This window comes from Amycolatopsis sp. NPDC114484 (genome assembly GCF_055633755.1).
In genome coordinates this window covers 529,954-541,962 of record NZ_JBVKDQ010000004.1, presented here as the reverse complement: position 1 = coordinate 541,962, position 12,009 = coordinate 529,954, and the positions used below count along the sequence as shown (strand labels likewise).

Below are 12,009 nucleotides of genomic sequence, written 5' to 3'. Positions count from 1 at the left end.
AATGCGGTCTTGGGGTGCTTGTCAAGGCATCTTTCCCGCCTTGACAAGCACCCCAAGACCGTCATCACAATCAGCTTCGGGGTGCCCCACGCAACAACGAGGCGCAATGTCGCCGCCAGGCGACGAGCCCCCTCACACCCCGCACACCCTCAAGAAAACCTCCCAGGCGCACACCCACCCAGCAACTCCCCAGGAACATCCGCCCCCAACACCAGCTCCGCCACCAGCTTCCCCGAATACGGCCCCAACGTAAGCCCAGCCGGACCGAACCCAGTCGCCAAATACAACCCAGGCGCGACCTGCCCCAGCAACGGCACCCCGTCCGGCGACACCGGCCGAAACCCCACCCGAGTCTCCGCCAGCCCCGCCTCCCCCAACCCAGGCGCGACAGCCAGCGCCTGCTCCAAAACCTCCCGCTGCCCAGCCGCGGTCACCCGATGGTCGAACCCGGCCCCGCTCTCCCGGGTAGCCCCCGCCACCACCCGCCCACCGGGAAACGCCAGCAAATAATGGCTGCTCCGAGGCAACACCACCGGCCAAGAAGCGGTATCCGCCCCGGGCACGTCGAAATGACTGATCTGCCCCCGCTGCGGCACCACCGGCACCGGCACCCCCAACGCCTCGGCCACCTCCCCCGACCAGGCCCCAGCAGCAAGCACCACCGCGTCCCCGACCAGCTCCTCCGCCCCGGCCCGCACCCGCAACCCCGGCTCCAACGAAGCCTCGGCGGTCACAAACTCGACCCCCCGGTCGATCGCCGCCGAGATCAGCGCACGCCGCAGCACCTGCCCGTCCACGCGCCCGGCCCCCGACAAATGCACCGCGGCCAACTCCGAAGCCAGCGGCGGAAATAGCTCCCGCGCCTGCCCAGCGTCCAGCCGCTCGACAACCCCGGCCTCCGGCGCGTTCGCCACCCGCCCGACGAGCCGGTCATAAGCCTCGGTCAGCTCCTCTTCGAGAGCCGACACCACCATCCCGCCGACAACCTCGTACGACGATTCATGCCCAGTCTCGCTCAATTCCGCCGCCAAAGCCGGGTAATACCGTCCAGCCGCGGCCGCGAGCGGATAGACCGCCTCCTCCCAAGCAGACGTCCAAGGGCTGACGATCCCGGCGCCTGCGTCGGTCGCCACCCCGGCCCGATCCGCGTCCACCACGACGACGTCCGCCCCTTGCCGCGCCAGATGGTAAGCCGTCGAAGCCCCGCCGATACCGCTGCCGATCACGATCACGCGCATGTCTTCACCCTGCCTGTCCGCCGCCGAAACGTCGACCGAGCACCGCCATCGCCGCGTTGTGCCCAGGAATCCCGCTGACCCCGCCGCCGCGAACCGCCCCCGCCCCGCACAGCAACACCCGTTCGTGCCGAGTTTCGACGCCCCAGGTCCCCGCCGTCTCGTCGTCGCCGTACGGCCACGACAGGTCGCGATGGAAGATGTGCCCGCGCGGCAACCCCAGCTCCGCCTCCAAATCCAGCGGCGTTTTGGCTTCAATACACGGTTTCCCGTCGCCATCCAGCAGCAGACAGTCCGAGATCGGCTCCGCGAGCACACTGTCCAGCGACGCCACCGTGGCCCGCAACGCCTCCGCTCTCGCACCGTCGTTGTCCGCCTCGAACAGCCGAGCGGGCATGTGCAGGCCGAACAACGTCAACGTCTGCACCCCAGCCGCCCGCTCAGCCGGACCGAGAATCGACGGATCAGTCAGCGAATGGCAGTAGATCTCGCACGGCGGCACCGTCGGAATCCGGCCTGCAGCAGCCTCCCGATAGGCAGTTTCGAGCTGAGCAAACGATTCGTTCACATGAAAGGTCCCGCCGAACGCGTCACGCGGATCGACCGTCGCATCACGCAACCGAGGCAACCGCCGCAGCACCATGTTCACCTTCAACTGCGCACCCTCCGGCGACTCCGCGGGCTCCTCGCCGAGCAACCGGGCGAGCGTGCGCGGCGCGACATTCGCGAGCACATGCCCGCCGGCCACCACGTGTTCCGTATCGCCGGTGCGGTAACGAACTTCGCCGTCCGGTGCCACCGACAGCACCTCCGCGCCGGTGACCAGCGTCGTCCCAGCTCGACGAGCCGCGTCCGCGAGCGCATCGGTGACCGCACCCATTCCTCCGACCGGGACGTCCCAATCACCGGTGCCGTTGCCGATGAGGTGATAGAGCAGGCAACGGTTTTGCCGAAGCTGCTCGTCGTCGGCGGAGGCGAAAGTGCCGATCAACGCATCGGTGAGCACCACCCCGCGCACGACCTCGTCCTCGAACAACCCGCGCAGCGTTTCCCCCGCCGGACGCTCGAAGAACGTCGCCCACGCCTCGTCGTCGCCGATCCGTTGGCGCAACTCAGCCCGCGTCGGCAACGGCTCAGTCAGCGAATCGAACGTCGCCTCCGCCACCCGCGCCGCCGACGCGTAAAACCGTTGCCAGGCCGCATAGTCCTTTGTGGAACCAGTAACCGCGCGGAACGACGCGCCAGTCCGCCCGTCGTCTCCCGTGTCGACAAGGAGACCCGTGTCGCCGACCGGTGTGTACGACGACATGCGCCGCCTCCGCAGCTGGACGTCCAGACCCAGCTCGGCCGCGATCCGCTTCGGCAGCAGGCTGACCAGGTACGAATAGCGCGAGAGCCGGACGTCCACGCCGGGGAAAGCGCGGAACGACACCGCCGCGCCGCCGATCTCCGCACGTCGTTCGAGCACCAGCACCGACCGTCCGGCCCGGGCCAGATAGGCAGCGGCGACGAGCCCGTTGTGCCCGCCGCCCACGATCACCGCGTCGTAGTCCACCGCCGCGAGCCTAATGCTTGACCCGGAGCGCACTCCAGGTCTTAGCGTCGCCAAGGACAAGATCCGGCGCAGAAGGAGCGACCATGACCGACGTCCCGACCCGGAACCTCGGCGGACTGACGGTTTCCGCACAGGGCTTGGGCTGCATGGGAATGAGCCACGGCTACGGCGCGACCGACGACGCGCAGTCGATCGAGACGCTGCGCCACGCCCTCGACCTCGGGGTGAGATTCCTGGACACGTCCGACTTCTACGGCTCCGGCCACAACGAGGAACTCATCGGCCGCGCGATCGCCGGCCGCCGCGAAGAAGTAGTGCTGGCCACCAAATTCGGCATCGCGAACCGCCTCGGCGAGCCGACCGAAGTCCGCGGCGACGCCGCCTACGTGCGCCAGGCCTGCGAAGCCTCCCTGCAACGGCTCGGCGTCGACCACATCGACCTGTACTACCTGCACCGAGTCGATCCGCACGTGCCGATCGAGGAAACCGCCGGCGCGATGGCGGAACTGGTCACGGCGGGAAAGGTCCGTCACCTAGGGCTTTCCGAGGCGAGCGCGCAGACCGTCCGGCGCGCACACGCGGTGCACCCGATCGCCGCGCTGGAGAGCGAATGGTCGCTGTGGACCCGCGACCTCGAAGCCGAAATCGCGCCGACCTGCCGCGAACTCGGCATCGGCCTCGTCCCGTTCTCCCCGCTCGGCCGAGGGTTCCTGACCGGCCGCTACCGCTCCACCGAAACCATGGCGGACAACGACGTGCGGCGCTACCAGCCGCGCTTCGCCGACGGCAACCTCGACCGGAACCTCGCGATCGTGGCGAAACTGGAAGAGCTGGCCACCGCGAAAGAGGTCACGACCGGACAGCTGGCGCTGGCGTGGGTGCAGGCGCGCGGCGAGGACGTGGTGCCGATCCCGGGTACGCGGCGGAAGCAGTACCTGGAGGAAAACCTCGCGGCTCTGACGGTTGAGCTGACCGCCGACGACCTCGCCGCGATCGAAGCTGTCGCCGCGCCGGAGAACTTCGCGGGCGAGCGTTACGACGCGGCGCACCTCGCGTTCGTCAACCGCTGAGCTGCCTTGAGGCGGCGCTGGACCCCGGAGATCCAGCGTCGCCTCACTCTCCGACCATGCGCTCCACCACATCGAACACCTGCGTCAACCGCTCCCGGTGCGATTCCGCAAGCCCGGCCAGGTCCTCCCCTTCCAGCCGACGCCGGATCGTCGCCACCGCCACCGTCCGGTAAGCCGCCACCACCAACGCCGCGACCAGCTCCGCGTCCCCGGAAAACCGCTCGTCCGCGGTGAGTTCCGCGGCCAGCTCGGTCTCCATCTCGTACTCGAACGCCCGCAGCCGCGCGATCAGCGCGGGCGACCCCGCGACCGTCCGCATCAGCGGCTCGACTTCACCGCCGACGCCGGACAGCACGTGCTGCTCTTCGGTCAGCGTCAGCGCGAGCTGCCGGAGCGCGTCCACCACGCCGCCAGTCCGTTCGCGGACCGCCGACAGCACCAGTTCGATCGCCTCCGGCAAGCGGTCCAGCAGCAGGTCTTCCTTGCGCTCGAAGTGCGAGAACACCGTCACCTTGGACACCCCGGCCGCGGCGGCGACCTCGGCGATCGTGACCGCGTCGAACCCGCGCTCCAGGAACAGCCCGGTCGCGACCTCGGCGATCCGCGCCCGCGTCTTGGCTCCGCCTCGATCGCCGCGATTCGGCATGAGTCCACCCTTCCGTGTTACATTTACCTGGTAAGCTTACTCGGTAAGCGCACTTGGTTAAGCCGTCTAGCAAGGGTAAAGGGGAGAACGTCATGGAGCGGACTGAGGTGATCGTCGCCGGGGCCGGGCCCACCGGGCTGTTCCTCGCCGGGGAGCTCGCACTGCGCGGAGTGGGAGTGACCGTCCTGGACCGGCTTGCGGAGCCGGACCTGAACATCAAGGCCGGGTCGGTCAACGTCGCCAGCGCCGAACTGCTCGACCGGCGCGGCCTGCTGCCCGCGGCGGAGGCGGCGCAGCGGCGGTTCCTCGCGTCGGTCGGCAAATTCGGCCCGACCGTCGAGGCCGCCAAACGAGGTGGCCGCCGGTTCCTCGCGGCGGGGCACTTCGCCGGTTTCCTGTTCGACAACGACCTGATCGATCAGAGCGACCCCGTGCTCGCCGCGCACCGGGCGGTGTCGAACGGGCTCGGCGTGCCGCAGCAGGAGGTCGAGCAGATGCTCGCCGAACACTGCGCTCAGCTTGGCGTCGACGTCCGGCGCGGCGTCGAAGTGCACGGGGTGCGGGACGCTGACGAAGCAGTGACGGTCGAGACGAGCGCGGGCGAGTTCACCGCGAGCTGGCTCGTCGCGGCCGACGGCGGGCGGAGCGTCATCCGCAAGCAGCTCGGCGTCGAGTTCGCCGGCACGGGCCCGGAAATGACCGGCTACCAGGCCATCGCCGATTTCGAAGACGCGAGCGGCCTGCGCCCCGGCTGGACCTGGACGCCACGCGGCGTCTACGCGTACGGCCCGGTCCCCGGCCGCATCTTCCTCAGCCGCTTCCGGCAGCCGCCGCGGGACCGCGACGTTCCGGTGTCGGTCGAGGAACTGCAGGAAGCCGTCCGCGACGTCACCGGCGTGCCGGTCACCATCACCGGAATCCGCGGCCGGGCAACGCGGTTCACCGACAACGCGCGCCAGGCGCGGCACTACCGGCACGGCCGCGTGTTCCTGGCCGGCGACGCGGCGCACGTCCACTCCCCGCTCGGCGGGCAAGGCCTGAACCTCGGCCTCGGCGACGCGGCGAACCTCGGCTGGAAACTCGCCGCGACCGTCCAGGGCTGGGCTCCGGCCGGACTGCTCGACACCTACGAAACCGAACGTCACCCGATCGGCGCCGGGGTGCTCGACTGGACCCGCGCCCAGGTCGCGCTCCTGCGCGGAGACGAACGCACCGAGCAGCTGCGCAGGATCGTCGGCGGCGAACTGCTCCGGGTGCCGGCCGCGATGAACCGGATCGTCGCGCTGTCGTCCGGAATCCTGCAGCACTACGACGTCGCGGACAACGCCGCCGAACCGGTCGGGTCGATCGCCGGGGACGTGGAGCTGACGTCCGGGACCCGCCTCGCCGACCACGCGCACGACGGCCGGTTCGTGCTCGTCGACCACTCCGCCGACGGCCGTTTCGCGGTGTCCGGCTTGGACGACCGGCTCGCGTACGTCGCCGATCCGGCCGAGGAACCGAGCCTCCTCGTCCGGCCGGACGGAGTGATCGTCTGGGCGAGCTCCGGGAGCGACGAACAAAAGTTTCTCGACGCCGCGCTCGCGCGCTGGGCGGGCGCGAAATAAATCAGTTGCGCGGGTTCGAGGCGGGCGGCACAGTGGTCGGCGTCCGGCGGGAAGCCGCCGGCTGCCGGAAGCAAGGGAGGTGCGTCGTGGAGATTGTCCGGGCGCTGTCCTGCCCTCTTCCGCCCGCCCGCCTCGGCTAGAGCACGCGCTCGCCCGGTGGGCACCCTGATCTAGGAGAACCCACCAGTGCGAGAGCACGATTTCGACGAATTTTCCGACGCCTCCGACTACTCCGACCGCCGGATGCGCCGTCGTCCCGGCTACGACGACGGGCCTGCCCCGGCCCGCCGGGGACGGCTCACCGAAGCCGAGCGAGTCCGTCTCGCCCAGCTTCGCGAGGACGCCTACACCGAAACCGAACTGCCCGACGGCGCCGACCGATGGACCAACTGGGACGACGCCGACCAAGGCCCGCATCCGCGGCCGGATTGGGTGGTCACGGAACTCGCCGCGGTCGACACCGACCTCGGCGTGCTCAAGACCGGCAAGGAAGCGGATGTCCATCTGCTGCGCCGCAACCTCCCCGGCGAGGACGGCGTTTTGCTGGCGGCCAAGCGATACCGCTCAGACGAGCACAAGCTGTTCCACCGCGACGCGGGTTATCTCGAGGGCAGGCGGATGCGCCGGTCCCGCGAGATGCGCGCGATGGCCGGGCGCACCTCGTTCGGCCGCAACCTGATCGCCGAACAGTGGGCGGTGGCGGAGTTCGCCGTCCTCAGTCGCTTGTGGACGATCGGCGCGCCGGTGCCGTATCCGGTGCAGCGGCACGGCACCGAGATCCTGCTGGAATTCCTCGGCGAACCCGACGGGACCGCCGCGCCCCGGCTGGCGCAACTGCGCCCCGGACCCGGCGAGCTGGCCGACCTGTGGGAGCAAGCCGTGTCCGCGCTGGAACTCCTGGCCGGACAAGGACTCGCACACGGCGACCTGTCCGCGTACAACCTCCTGGTGCACGAAGGTCACTTGATGGTGATCGATCTTCCCCAGGCGGTCGACGTGATCGCGAACCCGCGCGGCCGGGAATTCCTCGCCCGCGACGTCGCGAACCTCGCCGGCTGGTTCCACGGCCGCGGACTGTCCGAACAGGTCACCGACACCGGTGACCTGGTGCGGGAACTGGAAAACGCGGCCGGTCTCGGCTGAACGAGCGGGCGGGGCCGCGGGTGTGCGGCAGCGCACACCTGCGACCCCGCCCACAACCGCGCACCTGGGTGCGGGGTAACCGCGATCTCTCAGGTAGAGTGTGTCAAGACCGCAACGGCGGCGTGGATGAGTTGGTGTCCGTCGCCTCCACAGTCCGCAGAAGGACTCGCGGCCATCCGAAGCAATTTCCGTCGGTGTGCCACGCCATGGCTAGGCGCACCGGGTCCGTCCCTGTGAACGCCCATCGCCACACCATCTTGCCCTGCCTGTGCGCGGGCAGCCCGGGCCTCCTTGCGACGTGCCACGTCCGAGAGGCATTTGTGACGATCACGTACGACTCCGGCCAGTCCGCCCGCTCCCGAGCGGGCCGCCCCGAGCGCAAGCCGCGGCACCGGCCGGCCGGTGGAGACGTTCTCCACGACGACACGGTGGAAACCCCCGCCGTGAAGACCTTCGCCCAGCTGGGCCTGCCCGAGCCGCTGCTGCGGGCGCTTTCCGAGGCGGGCATCGACGCCCCGTTCCCGATCCAGTCCGCGACCATCCCGGACGCGCTGGCCGGCCGCGACGTGCTGGGCCGCGCCCAGACCGGTTCCGGCAAGACGCTGGCCTTCGGCCTGGCCATCCTGGCCCGGCTCGACGGCGGCAAGGCCCGCCCGAAGCGCCCCCGCGCGCTCGTGCTGGTCCCGACCCGCGAGCTGGCCATGCAGGTGGCCGACTCGCTGACCCCGCTGGCCAAGTCGCTCGGCCTGTGGTGCCGCACCGCGGTCGGCGGCATGTCCTTCGGCCGCCAGGCGGAATCGCTCGCCCGCGGCGTCGACCTGCTGATCGCCACCCCGGGCCGGCTGTCGGACCACGTCCGCCAGGGCACCGCCTCGCTCGGCGACTGCAACTTCATCGCGCTCGACGAGGCCGACCAGATGGCCGACATGGGCTTCATGCCGCAGGTCCGCGAGATCATGGACCTGACCCCTCCCGGCGGGCAGCGGCTGCTGTTCTCCGCGACGCTCGACGGCGACGTCGACAGGCTGGTCCGGCAGTACCTGACCGACCCGGTCACGCACTCGGTCGCGCCGTCGACCGCGAGCGTCACCACGATGGACCATCACCTGTTCCAGGTGTCGCACTCCGACAAGCAGGACATCATCACCCGGATCGGAGCCCGCGAGGGCCGCACGATCATGTTCGTGCGCACCAAGCACCACGTCGACCGGCTCACCGAGCGGCTGCGCGAGAGCGGCGTGCACGCGGAGGCGCTGCACGGCGGCAAGACCCAGGGTCAGCGCAACCGGGTCCTGTCCGACTTCAAGGAAGGCCACGCGGCGGTCCTGGTGGCCACCGACGTCGCCGCGCGTGGCATCCACGTCGACAACATCTCGCTGGTGCTGCACGTCGACCCGGCCGCGGACCACAAGGACTACCTGCACCGCGCGGGCCGCACCGCGCGAGCGGGCGCGTCCGGCATCGTCGTCACCCTGGTGACGAACGACCAGCGGCGCACCGTCCGCCGGATGACCGACCGGGCGGGCGTGCGCGCCGAGACCACGATGATCCGCCCGCTTGACGAGGACCTGTCGCGCATCACCGGTGCCCGCGAGCCGAGCGGCGAGCCGGTGGTCGAGCGTCGCCGGGAGTCCCCGCGCCGCTCCGGCGGCCGAGGCTTCGGCGGCGACCGCGGCGGCTTCCGCGGCCCGCGCGAAGGCGGCGGCTACCGCGGTTCCCGCGAAGGCGGCCGCGGCGGCTACGGCTCCCGCGATGACCGCGGCGGTTACGGCTCGCGTGACAACGGCGGTTCCCGCGAAGGCGGTTACAACCGTGGTTCGTACGAGGGCCGCGCTCCGCGCGAAGGCGGCTACGCACGCGAGGGCGGTCGCGAAGGCGGCTACTCGCGCGAAGGTGGTCGCGAGGGCGGCTACGCGCGTGAAGGCGGCTACGCTCCCCGTGAGAACCGCAACGGTGGCGGTTACAGCCGCAGCCGGACGCAGTCGCGCTCCGGCGGCGGCTTCGGACGCCCGAGCCGCGGCCCGCGTCGCGGTCACGACGCCTGATTGACGCTGTGATTTCCTAAGAACGGCCCCGCTTCGGCGGGGCCGTTCTTCGTTTCCGGGGTTTCGCCTGCCGAGCCGGGGCGCACATCGCAGCGGCCAGACCCAGGCTCACCGCCGCCCCGCACCCGGGGCAGCAGTCATTGCCAAGCAGGATCTCGGTCGGCGGAGCACGCTCCGCTGGACAGCGACCTCCGAAACCGCCACCGCACGCCGAAACCCGGCGCAGCGCCCATTGCCGAGCAGGGGCTCGCCCACCTGACCACGTTCCGCCAGCCACCTCCGAAACCGCCACAGGCGAAAGTCACGCCCAACACAGTGGCCGGTACCCAACAGGATCTCGGTCGCCGAACCACGCTCTCCTGCCCAGCCGCCTCCGAAAAGTCGCGCCCAGCGCAGGGACCGTTGCCAAGCAGGATCCCGCCCGGCTAACCGCGCTCCCCCGGCCAGCCACCTCCGAAGCCACCGCACCAGCCCCTCACCCCAAAATCACACCCGGCACAGCAGCATCGCCAAGCAGGATCCCGCCCGCCGAACCACGCTCCCCTGCCCAGCCGCATCCGAACCGCCACACCCCGAAAATCACCCCCGGCACAACGGCCACTGCCAAGCAAGATCCCGCCCGCCGAACCACGCTCCCCTGCCCAGCCGCATCCGAACCGCCACACCCCGAAAGCCACCCCCGGCACAGCAGCCACCGCCGACCAGCATCCCGCCCGCCAACCACACTCCCGACCAGCCACCGCCGAAGCCGCCACACCCCGAAAGTCACCCCCAGCACCGCGGCCATCGCCAAGCAGGATCCCGCCCGCCGAACCACGCGCCGCCACCCGGCCACCTCCTGAAACCACCGCACCAACCCGGTTTCCGTTGCCCCGCCCCGCTTCCCGCTCTTCACGAGGCGGGGGCGGCAAACACGCCACCCGGCCGGATGCGACACTGCCTGGGTGACTGACACTCCGCCGCTGCCGCCTGAGAACGTCTTCGACTGGCTTGAAACCGAAGGCCAGCGGCGCGCGGAAGCCGGTCTCTCCCGCCGGATGAACCCGCGGTCCGCGCAGCACACCTCGCTCGATCTCGCGGGCGACGACTACCTCGGCCTCGCCCGTGACAAGCGCGTCGCCGGGGCGGCCGCCGCGGCCGCGTTGCGCTGGGGTGCCGGGGCCACCGGATCGCGGCTGGGCACCGGGTCCACCGAACTGCACGCGGAACTCGAACACGAACTGGCCCGGTTCTGCGGAGCCCAAGCGGCGCTGGTGTTCTCCTCCGGCTTCACCGCCAACCTCGGCGCGGTGACCGCTCTGTCCGGGTCCGAATCGGCGATCGTCACCGACAAGTACGTCCACGCGTCTCTGGTCGAAGGCTGCCGCTTGTCGCGTGCGGACATCGCCGCCGTCGAGCACTCCACCCCGTCGGCGATCAAGCACGCGCTGGCCACACGCCGCAAGCCGCGCGCGATCGTGGTCACCGACTCGGTGTTCTCCGCCGACGGCGAACTCGCGCCGCTGGGCGAACTCGCCGAAATCTGCCGTACGCACAGCGCCGCGCTGGTGGTCAACGACGCGCACGGCTTCGGCGTCCTCGGCGAAGGCGGCCGGGGCGCGGTGCACGCCGCGGGTCTGTCGTCCGCGCCGGACGTCGTCACCACCCTGACGCTCTCCAACGCCCTCGGCGCGCAAGGCGGCGCCGTCGTCGGTCCGCGCCGGGTGATCCGGCATCTCGTCGACACCGCGCGCAGCTTCATCTTCGACACCGCCCTCGCCCCGGCCAGTGCCGCCGCCGCGCTGACTGCGTTGCAGGTGCTCAAGTCCGAACCGGATCTGCCGGCGAAGGTCATCGAGAACGCCGGAAACCTGGCGATGGGGTTGAAGAACGCCGGTCTGTCGGCCGAGCTGCCGGAAGCCGGAGTGGTCGCCGTGCCGGCGCCGACGCCGCAAGCGGCCGCCGCGTGGGCGGAAGCCTGTGCGGAGCAAGGAATCCAGGTCGGCTGCTTCCGCCCGCCCGCTGTGCCGGACGGCGTTTCCCGGCTGCGCCTCACCGCCCGCGCGGACCTGTCCGAAGCGGACGTCGACCGTGCGGTGAAGGTGATCACGGCAACCGCGCCTCGCGGCTGACCTTCGCGGCGCATGGGGATGTGCGCTGTCGTCCAGGAACGTCCTCAGTGACAGACCCGAACCGCGCATAAAGCTGTCGCGGATCCAGCACGCACTCCCCGGCAGCGCCGCCACCACGGGCCTCGGCCAACAAACGCAGAACGCCGCGTCTCGCGGCTAACCCGGGCGGCGCATCGTGACGTGCGGGATCCCGTCCTCCAGAAACTCCGCACCCTCAACGACAAACCCGAACCGCGCGTAAAGCCCCTGCGCATACGTTTGCGCATCCAGCACGAACTCCCCCGCCGCACCCTCCAGCGCAGCCGCCATCAGCTGCGCCGCCAAACCCTGGCCGCGCGCCGACTTCGCCGTCACCACCCGGCCGATCCGCGACCCGACGCCAGGCTCGGCCAGCACCCGCAAGCACGCCAGAACCTCCGAACCGGAAGCCAGCCACAGGTGCTGCGTCTCCGGAAGCAGATCGCGCCCGTCGATGTCGGCGTACACGCAGTCCTGCTCGACCACGAACACCTCCGACCGCAGCCGGAGAATCTCGTACAGATCAGCAGCGGCGAGGTCGGGCCCGGCGGCGCGGTGCAGAGTCGTCACACCACCCTG

9 protein-coding genes are annotated in these 12,009 nt (G+C 70.6%); 5 read left to right on the top strand and 4 right to left on the bottom strand.

What is annotated here, in order from left to right:
* Window positions 1-149 precede the first annotated feature (149 nt).
* Together ACZ7SW_RS14975 and ACZ7SW_RS14970 are read right to left on the bottom strand one after the other, a co-directional pair.
* Window positions 150-1,238, bottom strand: coding sequence for an NAD(P)/FAD-dependent oxidoreductase (locus ACZ7SW_RS14975; RefSeq protein ID WP_470230944.1), 1,089 nt, complete (start codon window positions 1,236-1,238; stop codon window positions 150-152).
* Window positions 1,239-1,242: 4 nt separating this feature from the next.
* Window positions 1,243-2,790 (bottom strand): phytoene desaturase family protein, encoded by a 1,548-nt coding sequence (locus tag ACZ7SW_RS14970; RefSeq protein ID WP_470230943.1) that lies wholly within the window; start codon window positions 2,788-2,790, stop codon window positions 1,243-1,245.
* Window positions 2,791-2,873: 83 nt separating this feature from the next.
* Here ACZ7SW_RS14970 and ACZ7SW_RS14965 point away from each other — a divergent pair, with 83 nt between their 5' ends.
* Window positions 2,874-3,860 (top strand): aldo/keto reductase, encoded by a 987-nt coding sequence (locus tag ACZ7SW_RS14965; RefSeq protein ID WP_470230942.1) that lies wholly within the window; start codon window positions 2,874-2,876, stop codon window positions 3,858-3,860.
* Window positions 3,861-3,903: 43 nt separating this feature from the next.
* Here ACZ7SW_RS14965 and ACZ7SW_RS14960 read toward each other — a convergent pair whose 3' ends face one another.
* Window positions 3,904-4,506: a TetR/AcrR family transcriptional regulator gene (locus tag ACZ7SW_RS14960; protein ID WP_470230941.1), complete on the bottom strand. Its 603-nt coding sequence runs from the start codon at window positions 4,504-4,506 to the stop codon at window positions 3,904-3,906.
* Window positions 4,507-4,598: 92 nt separating this feature from the next.
* On the opposite strand from ACZ7SW_RS14960, the gene ACZ7SW_RS14955 reads away from it, so the two are divergent.
* From ACZ7SW_RS14955 to ACZ7SW_RS14940, 4 genes are all read left to right on the top strand, one after another.
* Window positions 4,599-6,113 (top strand): FAD-dependent monooxygenase, encoded by a 1,515-nt coding sequence (locus tag ACZ7SW_RS14955; protein ID WP_470230940.1) that lies wholly within the window; start codon window positions 4,599-4,601, stop codon window positions 6,111-6,113.
* Window positions 6,114-6,299: 186 nt separating this feature from the next.
* The gene (locus tag ACZ7SW_RS14950; RefSeq protein ID WP_470230939.1) at window positions 6,300-7,256 is read left to right on the top strand and encodes a serine protein kinase RIO; all 957 of its coding nucleotides are present in this window, start codon (window positions 6,300-6,302) and stop codon (window positions 7,254-7,256) included.
* A 320-nt stretch (window positions 7,257-7,576) separates the two neighbouring features.
* Window positions 7,577-9,301: a DEAD/DEAH box helicase gene (locus ACZ7SW_RS14945; protein WP_470230938.1), complete on the top strand. Its 1,725-nt coding sequence runs from the start codon at window positions 7,577-7,579 to the stop codon at window positions 9,299-9,301.
* Between the two features lie 944 nt (window positions 9,302-10,245).
* Complete coding sequence (locus tag ACZ7SW_RS14940) at window positions 10,246-11,412, top strand: 8-amino-7-oxononanoate synthase (RefSeq protein ID WP_470230937.1); 1,167 nt, start codon at window positions 10,246-10,248, stop codon at window positions 11,410-11,412.
* A 156-nt stretch (window positions 11,413-11,568) separates the two neighbouring features.
* On the opposite strand, the gene ACZ7SW_RS14935 is transcribed toward ACZ7SW_RS14940, so the two are convergent.
* Window positions 11,569-12,000 (bottom strand): GNAT family N-acetyltransferase, encoded by a 432-nt coding sequence (locus ACZ7SW_RS14935; protein ID WP_470230936.1) that lies wholly within the window; start codon window positions 11,998-12,000, stop codon window positions 11,569-11,571.
* Window positions 12,001-12,009: the final 9 nt, after the last annotated feature.